This window comes from Brevibacterium sp. ZH18 (genome assembly GCF_022748595.1).
Classification (GTDB): Bacteria; Actinomycetota; Actinomycetes; order Actinomycetales; family Brevibacteriaceae; genus Brevibacterium.
Map to the genome: position 1 here is coordinate 86251 of NZ_JALDSX010000009.1, position 17003 is coordinate 103253.

General features: G+C 62.2%; 13 protein-coding genes and 3 pseudogenes. 10 read left to right on the plus strand and 6 right to left on the minus strand.

Features of this window, described 5'->3' with window-relative positions; genetic code table 11:
* Positions 1-26 precede the first annotated feature (26 nt).
* From MPN20_RS05720 to MPN20_RS05730, 3 genes are all read left to right on the plus strand, one after another.
* On the plus strand, positions 27-968 hold the full coding sequence (locus tag MPN20_RS05720; protein ID WP_242780396.1) for a metallophosphoesterase: 942 nt from the start codon (positions 27-29) through the stop codon (positions 966-968).
* A gap of 55 nt (positions 969-1023) precedes the next feature.
* Positions 1024-3372, plus strand: a complete 2349-nt coding sequence (locus tag MPN20_RS05725) for a transglycosylase domain-containing protein (protein WP_242780398.1) — start codon at positions 1024-1026, stop codon at positions 3370-3372.
* A gap of 133 nt (positions 3373-3505) precedes the next feature.
* Positions 3506-3967 (plus strand): glycoside hydrolase domain-containing protein, encoded by a 462-nt coding sequence (locus MPN20_RS05730; protein WP_242780400.1) that lies wholly within the window; start codon positions 3506-3508, stop codon positions 3965-3967.
* 60 nt (positions 3968-4027) lie between these two features.
* Here MPN20_RS05730 and MPN20_RS05735 read toward each other — a convergent pair whose 3' ends face one another.
* The 5 genes and pseudogenes from MPN20_RS05735 to MPN20_RS05755 form a co-directional block, all read right to left on the minus strand.
* Positions 4028-4846, minus strand: a complete 819-nt coding sequence (locus tag MPN20_RS05735) for a hypothetical protein (RefSeq protein ID WP_242780402.1) — start codon at positions 4844-4846, stop codon at positions 4028-4030.
* 408 nt (positions 4847-5254) lie between these two features.
* Positions 5255-5986 (minus strand): annotated as a pseudogene (locus tag MPN20_RS05740) (transposase); the annotation flags it as partial.
* 17 nt (positions 5987-6003) lie between these two features.
* Positions 6004-7206, minus strand: a pseudogene (locus tag MPN20_RS05745) (IS110 family transposase).
* Positions 7207-7466: 260 nt separating this feature from the next.
* Positions 7467-8552 (minus strand): IS110 family transposase, encoded by a 1086-nt coding sequence (locus tag MPN20_RS05750; RefSeq protein ID WP_242780404.1) that lies wholly within the window; start codon positions 8550-8552, stop codon positions 7467-7469.
* Between the two features lie 700 nt (positions 8553-9252).
* Positions 9253-9913 (minus strand): annotated as a pseudogene (locus tag MPN20_RS05755) (transposase); the annotation flags it as partial.
* Positions 9914-10283: 370 nt separating this feature from the next.
* Here MPN20_RS05755 and MPN20_RS05760 point away from each other — a divergent pair.
* The 4 genes from MPN20_RS05760 (at position 10284) to MPN20_RS05775 (ending at position 12733) form a co-directional block, all read left to right on the plus strand.
* Complete coding sequence (locus MPN20_RS05760) at positions 10284-10439, plus strand: hypothetical protein (RefSeq protein WP_096158366.1); 156 nt, start codon at positions 10284-10286, stop codon at positions 10437-10439.
* Between the two features lie 89 nt (positions 10440-10528).
* A complete protein-coding gene (locus MPN20_RS05765) occupies positions 10529-11002 on the plus strand; it encodes a RidA family protein (protein ID WP_242780406.1) in 474 nt (157 codons plus the stop codon).
* Positions 10992-11969, plus strand: a complete 978-nt coding sequence (locus MPN20_RS05770; RefSeq protein ID WP_242780407.1) for a hypothetical protein — start codon at positions 10992-10994, stop codon at positions 11967-11969. The genes MPN20_RS05765 and MPN20_RS05770 overlap by 11 nt, the downstream gene beginning before the upstream one ends.
* The gene (locus MPN20_RS05775) at positions 11966-12733 is read left to right on the plus strand and encodes an MBL fold metallo-hydrolase (RefSeq protein ID WP_242780409.1); all 768 of its coding nucleotides are present in this window, start codon (positions 11966-11968) and stop codon (positions 12731-12733) included. Before MPN20_RS05770 ends, MPN20_RS05775 begins: the two co-directional genes overlap by 4 nt.
* Positions 12734-12846: 113 nt before the next feature.
* On the opposite strand, the gene MPN20_RS05780 is transcribed toward MPN20_RS05775, so the two are convergent.
* Positions 12847-13524: a Crp/Fnr family transcriptional regulator gene (locus MPN20_RS05780; RefSeq protein WP_242780411.1), complete on the minus strand. Its 678-nt coding sequence runs from the start codon at positions 13522-13524 to the stop codon at positions 12847-12849.
* Positions 13525-13773: 249 nt separating this feature from the next.
* Between MPN20_RS05780 and nth the strand changes: the two genes are divergently transcribed.
* From nth to MPN20_RS05795, 3 genes are all read left to right on the plus strand, one after another.
* Positions 13774-14511 (plus strand): endonuclease III, encoded by a 738-nt coding sequence (gene nth, locus MPN20_RS05785; protein ID WP_242780425.1) that lies wholly within the window; start codon positions 13774-13776, stop codon positions 14509-14511.
* Positions 14508-15341 carry a CoA pyrophosphatase gene (locus MPN20_RS05790; protein ID WP_242780413.1) on the plus strand — a complete coding sequence of 278 codons (834 nt, stop codon included), beginning with the start codon at positions 14508-14510 and terminating at the stop codon, positions 15339-15341. Before nth ends, MPN20_RS05790 begins: the two co-directional genes overlap by 4 nt.
* Before the next feature lie 85 nt (positions 15342-15426).
* On the plus strand, positions 15427-16974 hold the full coding sequence (locus MPN20_RS05795) for a DUF222 domain-containing protein (RefSeq protein ID WP_242780415.1): 1548 nt from the start codon (positions 15427-15429) through the stop codon (positions 16972-16974).
* The last annotated feature ends 29 nt before the right edge of the window (positions 16975-17003 follow it).

Consider the following 17003-nt stretch of genomic DNA (forward strand, 5'->3'; position numbering starts at 1 on the left):
CAGGGGCTCCGACTAGAGTTGGGCGCATGAAGAAACGTGCACTTTTCGCCGGCGCCCTCGCGGTCCCAGCCGCCGCAGGGATCTGGGGCGCGATGATCGAGCCGCATCTCTTCGCGGTCCGTCGCCACACACTGCCCATCCTGCCCGCGGGTGCGCAGAGCATCCGCATGCTGCACGTCTCCGATCTGCATCTGGCTCCCTGGCAGAAGCACCGGGCCGCCTGGGTCAAGGCGCTGACCCGGCTGGAGCCCGACGTCGTCATCAACACGGGGGACAACCTCTCTGCGGACATCGTTCCCGAGGTTCTCGATGTCTTCGACGGTCTCCTCGACATTCCCGGTGTCTTCGTCCTCGGCTCCAACGACTTCTTCTCCCCGCAGGCGAAGAATCCGGCCAAGTACCTGCGCTCACCGTCCCAGGTCAAGCACCGCAGGCAACCTGATCTCGACGTCAAGGCCCTCATCCGCGGCTTCGAGGCGCATGACACGCCCGGTGGCACTCGGGGCTGGCACTTCCTGGACAACGCCGAGGCGACCCTGACCGTCCGCGGCACCCGGATCGATTTCTGCGGACTGGGGGACTCCCATATCGACCGTGACCGGATCAGGATGAGTTCCGATGATGGGGCGCGGGGCCCAGCCGCCTTCGACTACCCGCGCTTCAGCCCCGAGGCGGGGGTGAAGGTGGGCGTTACGCACGCGCCGTATTCGCGGACTTTGGAGGCGTTCACCTCGGCGGGGGCCGACCTCATCATGACCGGGCACACCCACGGGGGACAGATCCGGGTGCCCTTCTGGGGCGCGCCGGTGACGAACTGCGACCTCGATCGGACACGCGCGAGAGGCCTGTTTCCCTACCGGAAATCTCTCGTCGAAATCTCCGCAGGATTGGGGTTCTCGCCCTTCTCACCGGTGCGTTTCGCCTGCCGTCCCGAGGTCAGCCTCCTGACCTTGGTTCCCAGAGCCTGACCTTCTCATCGATTTTTGAGAATTTGCACAACTCATATTAGTTAAACTGGTTGGCATGGTGTCTCCTGAGTCAAATCCGAATCCGACCAAGACAGCTGCCTTTCTCCAGTTCGTCGCCGTCAGCGCGGTGGCTGGAATCGTCGCAGCCGGTCTTGCCATCCCCGGAGTCGGTGTAGCAACTGCAAGCGCAAACAGTGCGGTCGAGATCTTCAATTCGCTTCCTGCGACCCTGAAGATTCAGGACCTGGGCGAGAAGTCGACGATGTTGGCCTCCGACGGTTCAGAACTGGCGGACTTCTACTGGCAGAACCGCCAGGAAGTCCCTCTCGACGAGATCTCTCAGGAGATGCAGGATGCCACGATCTCGGTTGAGGACTATCGCTACTTCGAACACGGCGGCGTCGACATCGAGGGCATCGCCCGTGCAGCGGTGCACAACTTGGTGTCGTCGACGACTCAGGGCGGATCGACGCTGACTCAGCAGTACGTGAAGAACGTGCTGGCAGAGAACGCACACGCCGAGGAAGACTCGGAAGGCGTGAGTGCGGCGAAGGAGTCCGAGGGCACCGCCGGTTACGCGCGTAAGCTGCGCGAAGCCAAGCTGGCAGTTGCGGTTGAGAAGAAGTACGACAAGAAGGACATCCTCAACCGCTACATGAACATCAACAACTATTCCGGTTCTCCCAATGCATACGGTGTGCAGGCTGCCGCCCACAAATACTGGGGCATCGATGCGAAGGATCTGAACATTCAGCAATCGGCGATGCTTGCCGGCATCGTGCAGAACCCGTCTGCGTTCAACCCGCAGCGATTCCCCGATCAGGTGCTCAAACGCCGCAACACGGTGCTGTCGCAGATGCTCAAGTACAAGCACATCACCCAGAAGGAATACGACAAAGCTGTTAAGACCGGCCTCGATCTCGACCTTCATAAGACTCCGAACGGCTGTTCTGCGGCGAAGAGCCATGCGGAGTTCTTCTGTGACTACGTCGAGAACGTGATCAAGAACGACGAGACGTTCGGCAAGACCGTCGATGATCGTGTGGCCTTCCTCCAGCGTGGCGGTCTGACCATCAAGACCAGCCTCAATCCCGACATCCAGAAGGTTGCGGACAAACAGGTCAAGAAGCGCGTCCCCGTCGGCGACCCCTCAGGCGCCGGACACGCGCTGGTGACGATCGAGCCGGGCACCGGCGAGGTCATCGCCATGGCCGAGAACCGCAACTACACGGTGGGTGAGGTCAAGAAGAAGAATAAGACCAGAGACACGAGCATCAACTACACCGTCGACAGGAAGCACAACGGCGGTGGCGGATTCCAGGTCGGTTCGACGTGGAAGCCGTTCGTGTTGGCCACGTGGCTGAAGTCCGGCAGGGGCCTGAACACCACTGTCAACGCCACGAAGCGCAACTTCCCGGCGAGTTCATGGAAGTACGACGGCTGCCCGAGCATGGCCGGAGACTGGGACCCGAACAACGCTGGCGATGGACCAGGTAAGGGATCTATGACCGCACTCGAAGCGACGAAGAATTCGGTCAACACAGGCTACGCCGCGATGGGCAACCAGTTGAACATGTGCGACATCATGGACACCGCGATGGATCTGGGCATCCGCTACGGCAACGGAGAGACGCTGGATACTGTGACCAAGTCTGGAGCCGGAAAGGGAGGGGTCGAAGCCGTCCGTCCATCTTCAATTCTTGGAATCGTGGAGACCACTCCGATCGCCATGGCCGCGGCCTATGCCACCTTCGCGAACGAAGGCGAGTTCTGCGGACCGAAGCCGATCCTCGAGATCAAGGATCGCAACGGCAAGAAGCTCGATCTGCCGGGTGAAGGCTGCAAACGAGTACTCTCCAAAGAAGTGGCCAAGGGGGTCGCCTACGCACTGACGCAGACCTTCAACGGCGGCACTACCAGTCAGCTGAAGATCGGCGTTCCTGCCGGTGCGAAGACCGGTACGACGAACTTCGAGGTCGGCCATACCTGGCTGCTCGGATTCACGAAGACTCTGTCGACCGCGGTCTGGACCGGTGATCCGGGCGGAACCCGCGATTGGCGCTACGACGGCGCTGGTGCTGTTAATGGGCAAGTCTACGGTGCCACGCTCTCCGGTAAGACCTGGCAGGCTTACATGAGCCAGGCGGTCACGGAGACCAAGGGCAACACCGCGTTCCCGAAGCCCAGCAGCAAATACTTCCGCGGCGGCGGCTCCGGAGGCGGCAGCTCCTCGTCAGGCACGAACCGCGGCGGAGGCGGCGGTGGCGGCGGGACCGGTGGCGGTGGCCCGTCGAACGGCGGTGGCGGCGGGACCGGTGGCGGTGGCCCGTCGAACGGCGATGGCGGCGGGACCGGCGGCGGTAGCGGCGGCGGTAGCGAGGCACCGGGTCTTGGCGGGAACTGAACATGGCTGGGGGTGGACCATGTCCCGACATGGTCCACCCCCAGCCATTAGGAGCCGAAGCTGTTGGTGCCTGTCACACGGCGTCTAGCGCACACCAGGTCTTCTTGCCGACAATTCCGTCCACGGAGAGTCCATGCTTCTTTTGGAAGTCTCGGACAGCCTTTTCAGTCTTAGAACTCGCGGTGATTATCTGAGCATTCCCGACGACATCACGATCTACTACGCCGTCGATTTCGATGCATATGACGAAGCCACGATGCTGGACATCCTCGCCTACTTCACGAGGGTGAACACGGAGACGGAGAGGATCGGCGGTCGCCCGATCGGGGTGTACGGCCCTCGGCAGGTATGCAACGAAGTCGCGAAGAACGGGAGTGCGACCGCCAGTTTCGTCGCCAATCTGTCTTCCGGGTGGAGTTCGAACATCGGGCAGGGGATGCCCCAGAGTTGGTCTCTGGATCAGTACAACGCGATCACGGGCGTCAAGCTCTACAACGATTCGGACGGCTCTTTCGCGAAGGAAGCGGATCTCGATCAGGTGCTCCACTCTGAGCGGCACGGGAAGATGTGGATGGGTGAGGGCATCATCAGCTGATTTTCATCTCTCGCGGTAAGAACATCAGGGTCGGAGCGATCGCTCCGACCCTGATGTGCGTCACGACCACACGTGATGCTCGTAGTAGTACTTCATCAGTTCCACACCAGGACCCGGGACTTCCATGTGGTCGTCGTATGCCACGAAGCTGCCCGGCAACCTGGCATGGTTGTTGCTCAGCATCGTGTGAAGATGGTGATCGTTCACCGCGATCTCTGCCGAGAAACCCTCGGTGTTCTGATCCTTCGGCTTTGAGTTGAAGCCATCGCCGGAGAGCTCCCACACCGTCCAATTCTTCGTGCGACGGGTGTCTTCATTGTCGAGATAGGTGATCTTCGTGCTTCCGGCAGGTGTGACGCGGAGCTTCTGTTCCGGGCCGCACTGCCTCACCTTCCAGCCGTTCCACATCGAAGTGGTGATCTGCGTGACGGAGACCTCGGTGATCGCGTCATCGGCAACTGAGCTGGAGTCGAGCGAAGTGGACGCGAGAAGGATCTTGTCGGTGGAGTAGGGGTCGAACGTTGCCTTCGAGGACTCTTTCTCCAGCCCGCCTTTGATCTCCTCGGTCGATCCAGTGAGCGTCGGCAGATATGCGAATGCCATCTGGTCATCGCCGACCGTGGTCCAGTCGTTCTTGCCGAGCTGATCGGGCGAGCAGTAGACCTCCGGAGCCTCTGCGTGTGCAGCCTGCTGTGCCTGTGCGGAGGTGGAGGGCGCGGGAGAGGGGTTGCCGTCGCTGAGACCGTTATCGGTTCCGGCAGCGAGGGAATGATCGATCAGCACATAGCCGGTGAGCGTGACAGCGACGACGATCGCGCCGATGGTAAGCGACCATCGGGTTCTTCTGAGGTAATGCTTCTTGTTGGATTGTCTGCCCACGAGATCGATGTCCTTGATGGGAAATGGTGGATAACGAGGATGATACAACTCTACGCCCCGTGAGGTGTGGAGTAGTTGTAGTGGCTGTGAAAAGATACTCCCCGAGCAGCGAATCACTGCTCTGGGGAGTCATCGGTGTGTGCGGACAGCACAGGGAAGGTGATTGCGTAACTGAAGTAGTATCTCAGACAATATTCGTCCTGGTCAAGAAGTTGTGAGTCTCGCATTTGGGTGACTAGCTTCGATTTTTCGTGGCTTGGCTTCGGGTCGTTGGTCCACACTGAGAGCGCGGGGCCTGGTGTGATTCTTCCATTCGGGTATGACACCGCCGCCGTGTGACGCCACGACTTGGCGGGGGATCCCACTCCCTGACTCTTTCAACTTGACCGGACACGGACACTGGCCGACTTAGCCTGGGGCTGGGCCGATGAGGTTGCGCAGCCTGGTGATCGCGTCGACGAGCAACAGCGCGGAAGCCGCGGTCTCTTCCACCCGCACCACGATGCGGCGAGCGTGCTTGGTCAGAACCGCACGAATCGAGAACAGGCGAAACCGCATTCGTTTCGGCTCCCACCGCCGTGCCTCATGTTCACCGAACGCCAGCAACTCTGTCCACGCGGAAATCTCTCCGGCAAGGGCGACGATTTGGAGCCAGATCCGGTTCTGGCCGAATCCAGTTAAGGGGAAGTTGCGCAGTCCGGAGTCCTTGCTGATACGGATTCGATCCTCACACCGGGCTCTGGACCGGTGCCGGACCTCGAGATCGGCCAGCTGCATGCCGCGTGTGTTCGTCGCGAACGCGCTCAGCCTGTATCCGTCGACGTCGGTGAACCGCAGCTGTGCGCCTGGGTGTGGGCGGTCGCGACGGACGATGACTCGCATCCCAGGTGGCCAGGAGTCCAGGTCGAGGACCCCGGTCAACTCGGCCACATCAGCACCGTCTCGGGGCTGCCCGTTGGTGTCATAGGTAGGTTCCCACGCGTGGGTCTGTGTCAGCTCCTTGTACAGGTCAGGCATCGACTTGGGTAGCATCCAGCCCACCGAATAGGACAGGCGACGTCTGGTCAAGAACTCGAGAAAGTCGTGGGTGCCGCCGGCGGTATCGGTGCGGATGAGCACGCTCTTGCCCGGCCGCGGATTGCCCGTTACATTCATTATCAAGCAGCAACCGGGGTCTTCGCCTCGTTCAAGGCCCCGGTCTTGACCATCGCGAACAGGACGTTGAGCCGGCGACGAGCCAGGCACATCACCGCAGCATTGTGTCGCTTGCCTTCGGCCCGTTTCCAGTCGTAATAGGCCTTCGATAACGGGTCATGACACGACGCCACCCACGCCGAGTGGAACAACGCGTTCTTCAACCGTTTGTTGCCCGCTCGCGACGGGAACTCACCCCGAATCGATGTTCCCGACCGCCGCGTCACCGGAGCGATACCGGCCATACACAGCCAGATGCTCGGCAGTCCTGAATGCAGAGAAATCACCGGCTGCCAAGAGGATCTGGGATGCGGTCTTAACGCCGACTCCCGGCATGGACGTTAAGACCTGAAGAAGAGGGAGCGAATCAGCCAACAACTCAGCCTCTGCCTCGATCTCCTTACGCTCAGCCTTCAACGCCTTGATCCGCATCGCGTGCCGAGGCACCACAGACTCCGACGCCGCGGTACCCGGCACAACGACAGTCTGTTCAGCCAGGGCCTCAAAGATGGCGTCGATGAGGTGTGATGGGTCTTTGCGGGTATGGTTCTTCGCCCACCGCTTCACCCCAGACTTCCCCGCCGACCGCAGCCCGGTCGGACCCCGATAGCGGACCAACAGATCCAACACGATCGTCCTGGTCAACACCGTGCCCTTGAAGACACACTCCAGCGCCGGATGAATCTGGAGCAACAACGACCGTAACCGGTTGATGGCTCTCGTGATGTCATGAGCCAGGTCCTCATCCGTGCCAGCTAGGACCTTGAGATTCGCCAGCACGTCGGACTCACGGTCCACTGATCGCAGCGTGTGCGGCATCGTCCTGGCGGTGTCGGCGATGATGAACGCATCCCGGGCATCGGTCTTCGCCTGACCCGGATACAAATCAGCAGCCTTCCGCATCGCCAGCCCCGGCGATAGGCAATATCGGCATCGCAATCACGAGCCACGGCCACTGGCAGTGCTCCGATTGTGTTCGGTTGATCGACGATCACCAGCACGCGACCGTACTCGTGTTGCAAGGTCGTGATCACGTCCCGAAGCGCAGTCTCGTCTTGCGGGAGTTCATGGTCATAGACCCGCTCACCCGCCGGATTCAGTCCGCACGCGTGATGGTTTGTTTTGCCGACGTCGAGTCCTAACCACACGTCGTATTCGGTGTTCATGACAGCCCTCCTTGACCATCCAACCTGTGGTCGTTGGTTGTCGTGACACCCGATGCTGGCACCCACGTTACGACGAGACCTCAGACAAAGCTGGGCCGAGCCCCTATCAGCAGTCCACGCGCGTCCTGGATTCCTGGCGGCAACACCCCCGTTACCTTTTAAGTAGCCCCGAGATCCGTCAGGATAGAAGGGGTCGCTGGCCTGAGATTCCCGGCATGATTCATTCCCCCAGTCATCATGATCCGAATCTTCTATATCGGTCAAGACACCTCGGGGCTGTTTTCAGCACTGGCATGAAGGGCGTTGAGAGCTCGATACAAATGACGAGCGAGATAGCGCTTGAGACAACGCCGAATCTCTCGCGGAGTCTTGCCCTCCGTCGTTCGCCGATCAGCGTACTCCTGGGTAGCGGGATCGTGAGCCATCCTGACCACGACGGCCATGTGCAGAGCACTATTGAGACGACGATCTCCGCCACGGTTGAGCCGATGCCGGACAGTGTTACCCGACGAGGCAGGGATGGGATTGACTCCGGCAAGGGCAGCGAACGCAGCCTCGGAACGCACCCGTCCCAGATGCGACCAGACGGTGTAAACGACTGCAGCATTGACCGGCCCGATCCCGGTCTCTTCCAAGAGTGGGGCAGCGGGTGTGGCCTGGAGCATTTCAGTGATGCGGGAATGGCTGTCTTTGAGTTCGATGTCGAGAGTCGTGATTCGTTTAGCCAGCCGGGTGGCTTCGGTCCGCGCCGTCGAGGCCGCCAGCTCCTCACGACGCGTGCGCCAGTGTGCCACGGTCGTGATCTGGTCGGGCGTGAGGCCGTGACGGGCATCAATATCGAGGTCGACACTGCGCACAAGAGCGATGAGCGCGTTGACTTTCGCGGTGCGATCGTCGGTCATCTGTTCCCTGGCCGCGAGCAGGACACGCAGACTCGCTCGTGCCCCTTCATCGTGGCGCGGGATCCGCAGCTTTGCTCGTTCAAGCGGCAGGCTGGCTGCCGCGATGGCAGCGGCATCCAGCGGGTCGGATTTACCGGCCCCTGACCGTGCCGATGCATAGGCCGCGACTCGGGGCGCTTCGATGACCTCGTATCCGTCTCGTGCGACGGTACCGGCCAGCAGCGCGCCGTAGCTTCCAGTACCTTCAACGGCCCATAAAGCTGCGAGGTCTGCTCCGGTCCGGCGGGCTGCCCAGGCGATGGCACGGGATCGCCCAGGTTTGGTGTTCGGGAATGAGGCGGTGTCGACGTGTTCACCGTTGGCGGCGAGCACGGCATAGGTGTGAGTCCGGGCGTGTGTGTCGACGCCGATAACGAAGGGATAAGAATGAGCGACGGTAGTCATTGCCACCGATGTCCTTTCTGATGAGCGGGCAGATACGTTCGACCGCGACACGGCCGACATCAGCCCGAATGGACGTCACTCCGAGGCAATCCTGTAATGGGCCACAACCACTTGGGCCGGGCAATCTTCTGATCAAGCCGTCGGCGTGGACAGGGTCGGTGTCGACCGCCTGCTTCGAAGCCGGACAATTCGGGCCTAAGGCCCGCAAGGGGCCGAGGGGGTGTTGGATCACAGTTTCAAAGAGGCGGCCTACACCAAGCCTGCCAGCTAGTCCCAGACCAGCTAGATCTAGTCTTACAGGGGGTGTTGTCACCGGGAATCGAAGGCACCAGGCAAATCGCTAATAGGGGCCAGAACCACTGGCAGAACACATGCCTTGAGCCCGACCGTAACGTGGATGCCGAACCCCGGAGCTGCACCTGCACCACCGGCCAGCCGCCGCCATATCAATCCAGTCACATGAGTCGAAGAAGATGAGTGACATGATCACCAACCACGCTGATATCGATTGTTCGCGATGCTGCGTGACGGTTCCTACTTCCACACACCGATGGAGGCCACCGCCGCGTAGGCCAGTTCAGAAACTCGAGAGTCCAGTCCGAAACTGCGTCCCGGACCGATCAGTCCTGCCCAGCATCAGCTAGCAAAACTCTTCGAAGAAGTCCGGGTTACCCCTTGACGAAAAACATAGGGGCACCCCCGGCAATTGGGACAAGACCTGTTTGACCAGAGCAATGTGATTCAGCTGCCGTATTCGATCCGGCGTTGCCCGGACGCAAGAGCTCAGCAATGGGACCCCCGGTACCGATCTGACCGTGGTCGATGAACGCCAGTAGTGGATGGAAACCGAATCCCTTCTTGTAGGTGGGGTTCGCGTGTTCTTTCTCGCTGTGGGAGGTGATGAGTGTGGCGTCGAGATCGACGGCTACTGGATCCTTGGCGCAGGCATCATGGTCGGGAGCGTGGTGTCCGGCCAGCTCCCATGCTCGGATTCTCGCCACTGCGCGAGCTGTGTTGATCGCGGACAGTGCCGCATCGGCATCGGCAGCCAGTGTTTGGATGAGTCTGGTGACGGTGGGAATCGACGCCACGGATCCGTAGATGCTGGGCTCGTCGCGAATGATGTCGAGGTCGGACAGGACATCACCGCCAAGGACGAGGATGGCGGCGAGGTCGAGGAGAATCTTGCCCGCATCATGTGTTGACGATGGTCTCTTCTACGGTGCCAACGCTTCACCCAACGTCTGGTCGAGGCCGACTGTGCGGATGGTTTCGGTGATGAGGAGGCCGCCGGCCTGGCTGGCGGCGTTCACCGGGCGGGGTCTGACATGCGGCATCGGATAGGTGCGGGTAGGATTCACCGTGAGGGTGCTCCTTGATTTCGGGTTTGTGCGGTTGTGGTAAACAACATTTTCCCTGGTCAGGAGCACTTTTCTTGTATCAGTCCGTCTGCCGGACGACCCTAATCATGAAACCCCGAGGCTGGGGTCGTTGGCCTCTATCGTGGGTGACGACCGCAGAAATTCGACGGCTTGTGCACCGGCGACCTCTGCGACAGTTCGCCACGGATACCGGAGCTCGCTGAGGATGTCATGATCGGCGCCGTCATCAGTTCGGGCGCTGGACTCACCGCCGGTTGCAACTCCGCTAGTGTGGGAATGACAGCGCAGTTCGACCAACGAACGGCCAGTCGGGGCGCAGCCCCGGGCATACCGATAACCGAGGAGAATCATGACCAAGTGGGAATACGTCACCGTGCCGCTCATCGTTCACGCAACGAAGCAGATCCTCGACCAGTGGGGCGAGGACGGATATGAGCTCGTACAGGTCGTTCCGGGGCCCGACAACAATGGTCTCGTCGCCTACCTCAAGCGCCCCAAGGCCTGACGCCAGACTCCGCCCAGCCTGAGACCTCCGGACCGAGCACCCGGACCATAGTCTCTCACCCGCAGAACAACCTCGTCGAAGGAATAGCTATGTCGAAGATCCTTGACCGCATTGCAGAACTCGGGCTCACACTGCCCGCCATCGCAGCTCCCGCCGGTGCCTACGTTCCGGCACTGCGCACAGGCAACTACGTCTTTACCTCGGGTCAGCTGCCCGTCGTGGATGGAAAGCTGCCGACAACGGGCCACCTCGGCGATACCGTCGACCTCGAGACCGGGTACGATCTGGCGCGCACCGCCGGGCTCAACGCCCTGGCCGCGATCGCCGGAGTCATCGGCGACCTCGACAAGATCGTGCGAGTCGTCAAGGTGACCGGGTTCGTCAACTCGGCCGATGACTTCACCCAGCAGCCGGCCGTCATCAACGGAGTCTCCGAACTCTACGGTGAGATCTTCGGCGACAAGGGCCAGCACACACGCAGTGCTGTGGGCGTCAACACCCTTCCCCTCGGCACCCCCGTCGAGGTCGAGGTCATCGTCGAGGTCGAGGACGATGCCGCTTAGCGGACGCACCCTCCCCGTCTCGTCGGAGCTGCGCTGGCTGTTGGACCAGTGGCGTTCCGACGGACGGCTGCCCGTCCCCGAAGCACCACGCCCCGCCTCGGCGATCGTGCTCATCCGCGACACCCTCGATGGGCTCGAAACGTACATCACCCGGCAGATCGATGCCAGGGGAGTCGAGGACCGCAACCGCTGGGCCTACCCGGTCGGCAGTCTCCGGCCCGGAGACCTGCGCAAACTGCCGTGCGCCGGATGGAACTCGGCTCGCTGCGCCAGAGCGCTGAGCATCGACAACAAATCCCGTGCACTTCACCACTTCTCAGCCGCTGCACGGGTGGCCTTCGCCGCCACCGGGATCCTCCTGGCCGAGGACGTCGACCGTGACGTCGTGGCCTCCCCGCAGGCAGACTGGCGCGGGACCCGATCCCGTCTGTTCTCCAGCGAGATCTCCTGGTCGCAGATCCTGCGCGAGCGCGATCTCAGGCTGCGCCCCGACCTCTGCAAGCCCTGGTTGCGATGGATCAACACCTCCACGCAGCTGCACCGCTTCGACACGACGTTCTTCCTGGCCACAGTGCCCTTCGGGCAGGACGTCGACTTCCTCTCTCCCAATGAGACGTCTGGCGGTTGGAAGCGCCCCGAGGAGGTCCTCTCCGACGCGGGCGGAGACCCTGACCGCATCAGCGCGAGCACAACGCTGATCGCTGAGAGCCTGCTCGAGGTCCCCACTGTCGGAGCCGCCATGGCACAGGTGCGCGACGTGCATCCGCTGCGGCCGGAGGTCATCGATGACAACGGCGACTGGCGGGTCGTGATCCAACCCGGCCGCGACTTGTACCGGAAGGGCACCTTGCGTGACTACGCGGTGGCCGTCGGCGATGACGAGAATGACCAGAGCCCGGGATTCCTGTCCCAGGGCGACGATGACGACGATTCAGATGTGAAAGCAGAGGAGACGGACGACCGATGAGGATCCGTGCGAACAACCCTTCCCCGATGACACTGACCGGCACGAACACCTACGTGCTGACCTCGCGTGATGACACCTCAGCGGTGATCATCGATCCCGGCCCGGAGCTGTCCGAGCATCGGCAGAGCTTTCTCGCCGAGGTGGGGGACCGGGAGCTGACCGCCATCGTCCTGACCCATCAGCATGCCGATCACTCGGAGATGCTCGGAAGCGTGGACCAGTGGGCCCCCGAGGTGCCCGTCTACGCCGTTCTCGAGCGATTCGCCCGCCACGTGCCGACTGTGTCCGACGGTGAGAGGATCTCCTTCGGCTCCGACCCCGGAGACGCCCTCGATGTCGTCACGACTCCGGGGCACACGATGGACAGCATCAGCCTCATCCACGGTCAGGTCCTCTACAGCGGCGACACGGTGTTGGGGAAGGGAACGACCATCGTCACCCACCCGGAAGGCTCACTGGGCGACTACCTCGAATCCCTCCAGCGTCTGCGCACGCTCCTGGACCAGGGTGCCTACACGAGGATCGAACCGGCACACGGTCCTTCGATCGAATCGCCTGCCGAGGTGCTCGACTATTACCGCAGCCACCGCCTTGAACGCATCGAACAGGTCAAGGAGGCACTGGCGAAGGGCGCAACGACGGCCTCGGCGGTGTGCGACATCGTCTACTCCGACGTCGACCCCAGTGTCCGCGGTGCTGCCGAACAGATCGTGCGGGCCCAGCTTCACTATCTGGGGGCACTCTCCGCCGACGATCAGGCGTAGATAGGTCGCGAGCTAGAACTCCACCAAACAGATGAACGCCCAAGCACACTGTGTGCTTGGGCGTTCGACGACTGAGAATTCAGTAGTTCGACAACAGCCGGCTGAAACTCTGCTCAGCGGGCGCGGTTGCGCAGGCGCTCCATGTCGAGAATGACGACCGAGCGGGCCTCGAGGCGGATGAAGCCACGGGCGGCGAAGTCGGCCAGAGCTTTGTTCACGGTCTCACGTGAAGCACCGACGAGCTGCGCGAGCTCTTCCTGGGTCAGGTCGTGAGCGACAAGCACACCGTCCGGTGCCGGCTTCGAGAAGCGTGACGCGAGGTCCAGAAGCGCCTTGGCGACGCGTCCGGGGACGTCAGAGAACACGAGGTCGCCCACGGTCTCGTTGGTCCGGCGCAGGCGCTGAGCCAGCGCCTTGAGCAGGTTCATGCCGGCCTGCGGGCGCTCATTGAGCCAGGTGGTGAGATCCTCGTGCTTAAGGCTGAGCAGCTCGGACTGCGAAACTGCAGTGACCGAGGTCGAGCGTGGGCCCGGATCGAAGAGGCTGAGCTCGCCGATGATCTCGCCGGGACCGATGACCGAGAGGAGATTCTCGCGGCCGTCGGAGGATTCGCGGCCGATCTTGAGCTTGCCAGTGGAGACGATGTAAAGCTCGTCGCCGGCATCTCCCTCATGGAAGAGCACGGTTCCCCGACGGAGACTCCGCGGGTTCATGAACTTCATCAATGCGCTGGTCGCTTCATCGTCCAACCCTGCGAAGAGCGTGGCGCCCCGCACAACTTCAATATCCACTGTGTCCTCCTTGTCGTGGTAATCACACATAAATCTACCTGGTCAACGGTATCGATACCAGCAAAGACGCCGCAGTTTGCGTCATTAGTGCAAAACGAGCAGTTTTGCTTCCGTTTCCTGCACCCTCGCCGAGGTGGGTGAGGCGGACGCGTACGCACTGTTGGGTCGGCTGGGTGGGCAGAGCCACCTCGGCGAGGTGAGGGACGCAACTGCGGAATTCCGAGGCACGGATTAGGATGGTGAATCGTGTTGACGGTGGCAGAGAAGAGCGCACGGAAGTTCGCCAAAGAGACCCCATTGGGCAGGACTCGACGGGCGCGGAAGATCAACCGTATCCTCGCCGAGGTGTATCCGAACGCGAAGTGCGAGCTCGACTTCGCGACGCCGTTCCAGCTGCTCATCGCCACTGTCCTCTCCGCGCAGACCACGGATATCCGGGTCAATGCGGTGACGCCGGGACTCTTCGCAGCGTTCCCCGACGCGCACAGTCTCGCGGTGGCGAACCTCATCGAGGTCGAGGAGCTCATCCACTCGACAGGGTTCTACCGGGCCAAGGCTCGCAACATCGTCAAGCTCGCGAACGAACTCGTCGACACCTACGACGGCGAGGTCCCCGACACAATGGACAAGCTCGTCAAGCTGGCCGGAGTCGGCCGGAAGACCGCGAACGTGGTGCTCGGCAACGCGTTCGACACGCCGGGGCTGACCGTCGATACGCACATGGGGCGTCTGGCGCGGAGATTCGGGTGGACCGATGAGACTGATCCGGTCCGGGCCGAGAAGGACATCGCTGAGCTGTTTCCGAAGAGGGAGCTCACTCTGCTCTCGCACCGGGTGATCTTCCACGGCCGGCGCATCTGCCACTCGCGCAGGCCGGCCTGCGGCGTCTGCCCGCTGATGGCGTTGTGCCCGTCGTTCGGTGTCGGCGAACTCGACCCGGAGAATGCCCGCGCGATGCTGCGGTTCGAAATGGCACCCGAGGCATGAGCGGCTTTCTCGACGGGTTGGCTGGGGCTTCCGGCGAGTCCGGGGCTACAGGCGATTCCGGGACGACGGGCGATTCTGGGGCTTCGGGCGATTCTGGAACGACGGGCGATTCCAGGGCTTCCGATGGGTTTGGGGCTTCCGTCCAGGACCAGACATTGCGTGCCCAGCTGGCTGATCTGGCCACCTCCAAGGGTTCGCCGATGTGGCTGCGTCGATCTCGGGCGCAGGGAGATGCGCCCGCACGCGACGCGGCCGTGCTGATGCTCTTCGGCAGGGGAGGGGCCCCGCGCACCGAAGCTGGCCGGACCGAACTGTCGCGGCTGGCTGACCTGGGAGTTGACGACGTCGACATCGTCTTGCTGCAGAGGGCGAATACGCTGCGCAATCATCCCGGGCAGGTGGCATTCCCCGGCGGCGGTCGGGATCCGGAGGACTCGTCGATGATTGCCGCAGCTCTGCGGGAGGCCGAGGAAGAGGCCGGCATCGCACCCTCGACGGTCGATGTCCTCGGGCAGATGGACCCGCTCTACATTCCCGTCAGCAAGTTCGAGGTCACCCCTGTGGTCGGCTATTGGGCCCGGCCCGGAGCAGTTCGGGTGGTGGACGAGGCCGAGTCGTACTCGGTCTATCGGGTCTCTGTCGCTGACCTCGTGGCGCCGGGCAACCGGGGCACGTTCTCTCGCCCTGATCTCAAGATCTCCACTCCGGCGTTCGACGTCGGCGTGCTCCGCGTCTGGGGATTCACTGCCGGCATCCTTGACTTCGCGCTCGACCACCTCGGCTGGGCGGGCGAGTGGGACCGCGACGCCCACATCGACATCGACTTCTGATTATTCAGTTGCGCCCAATAGGTCCTTGACCAGGGATGACATGCAGTGAAAATGTCGTGTCAGGGGCGACGGCTAGCCTTTGAACATGGAAGCAGAGAAGGTTCCCGACGCGATCACCGAGATCTACCGGTGTCGCGAACTGCTGGCCGCTCTGCCTCCCTCGCTCAGCGAAGACGAAGCAATCGAACGGATCACGGCACTTGAGGAACTGACTTCTGCGGCTGCGGCCGCTCAGGCCAGGGAATCCCTGACTTTCGACATGCGCAGGCGTAATCGTGAAGCCGAAGACGGTGTGCCGAGCAAGAAGCAGGGCAGAGGCATCGGCGCAGAGATCGCGTTGGCCCGAAAAGTCTCACGTGCACGCGGTTGCAAACTACTCAAGTTCTCACGCACGCTGCTCGTGGACCTTCCGCACACGTATGCGGCGCTCGTATCCGGGCAGATATCAGAGGAGAAGGCACGAGTCGTCGCGAAGGAGACCGACTGGCTGCCCAACGACAAACGTCAGCAAGTCGACGAGCGCATGGCAGATCGCCTCGCCGAGGTGGGAGTCGGACGGCTCGGCAACGAAGTCAGAGCGCTGGCTCAGCAGATCGACCAGAAGGCGGCGGTCGAACATCTCGAGCGGTGCACAGAGGAGCGGGCAGTGTCCGTGCGTCCTGCGCCGGGAAATATGGCCTACCTGACTGCGCTCCTGCCGATGCCGCAAGCTGTGGCGATCTACGCCAACCTGTCGAAGTCCGCACAGTCACTCGTCGGCACCGGTGAGGCAGATGGACGGACTCAGTCTCAGGTGATGGCTGACCTGCTGGTCGAGAGGGCCACTGGCCAGGCTGATGCAGCAGCTGTGCCGACCGAAATTCAACTCGTGATGAGCGAAGAGAGCCTTGTCGCACCCGGGGACAGTCCTGGCTGGCTTCCCGGTTTTGGACCTGTTCCCGCCGGTGCGGCGCGCAAGTTTCTGGCTGAGAACGAGGCGGCGGTGTTCTTGCGCAGGCTCTATGCCCGCCCGAGCGACGGGCAGCTGGTGCGGATGGATTCGAAACGCAGAGAGTTCTCCGGGCTGCTGAGGCGCATGGTCATCATCCGCGACGATGTCTGTCGCTCGCCCTGGTGCGATGCGCAGATCAAACATGCCGATCATGCTGATCCCTATGCGGCAGGTGGGGAGACCGGTTGGTGCAATGCTTCGGGGCTGTGCGCGGCGTGCAATTTCGCCAAAGAGCTGCCGGGATGGAGTCACGAAGCGACACCCGAGAAGCTGATCGTGAAGACTCCGACGGGCCACCGCTATGAGGTGAGGACCAAGCCCATCGTTTCGCCTGCGCGGAGTCCGGGAATTGATACCGGAGATGACAACGCAGGCGGAGATGGGGTCGGACTCAGTCCGCCGGGCAGACAGTCGACGGCGCCCACCACGACGGTGCCAACCACGATGGCGCCCACCCCGACGGTGCCCAGCACCGCGGAGCCCGCACCGTCTGCGGCGACCGGGACTGCACCGACCCTGATGGCCGATATCAGTCAGCTGAGGACACGGGCGTCGAAGCCGAACGGGTCACCGGATTGCGGTCCGTCAGCAACCGAGGAACTCTTCGGCACGAGGCTGCACGAATTCCTCGCTACGGCGTGAGCAGCCGTGAATGCACTGGTGGCGTTGGG

Bases quoted from the DNA above. Each gene is read 5' to 3' on its own strand.
- MPN20_RS05720 (WP_242780396.1), top strand. From the start codon at position 27: ATGAAGAAACGTGCACTTTTCGCCGGCGCCCTCGCGGTCCCAGCCGCC.
- MPN20_RS05725 (WP_242780398.1), top strand. From the start codon at position 1,024: ATGGTGTCTCCTGAGTCAAATCCGAATCCGACCAAGACAGCTGCCTTT.
- MPN20_RS05730 (WP_242780400.1), top strand. From the start codon at position 3,506: ATGCTTCTTTTGGAAGTCTCGGACAGCCTTTTCAGTCTTAGAACTCGC.
- MPN20_RS05750 (WP_242780404.1), bottom strand. From the start codon at position 8,552: ATGACTACCGTCGCTCATTCTTATCCCTTCGTTATCGGCGTCGACACA.
- MPN20_RS05760 (WP_096158366.1), top strand. From the start codon at position 10,284: ATGACCAAGTGGGAATACGTCACCGTGCCGCTCATCGTTCACGCAACG.
- MPN20_RS05765 (WP_242780406.1), top strand. From the start codon at position 10,529: ATGTCGAAGATCCTTGACCGCATTGCAGAACTCGGGCTCACACTGCCC.
- MPN20_RS05770 (WP_242780407.1), top strand. From the start codon at position 10,992: ATGCCGCTTAGCGGACGCACCCTCCCCGTCTCGTCGGAGCTGCGCTGG.
- MPN20_RS05775 (WP_242780409.1), top strand. From the start codon at position 11,966: ATGAGGATCCGTGCGAACAACCCTTCCCCGATGACACTGACCGGCACG.
- MPN20_RS05790 (WP_242780413.1), top strand. From the start codon at position 14,508: ATGAGCGGCTTTCTCGACGGGTTGGCTGGGGCTTCCGGCGAGTCCGGG.
- MPN20_RS05795 (WP_242780415.1), top strand. From the start codon at position 15,427: ATGGAAGCAGAGAAGGTTCCCGACGCGATCACCGAGATCTACCGGTGT.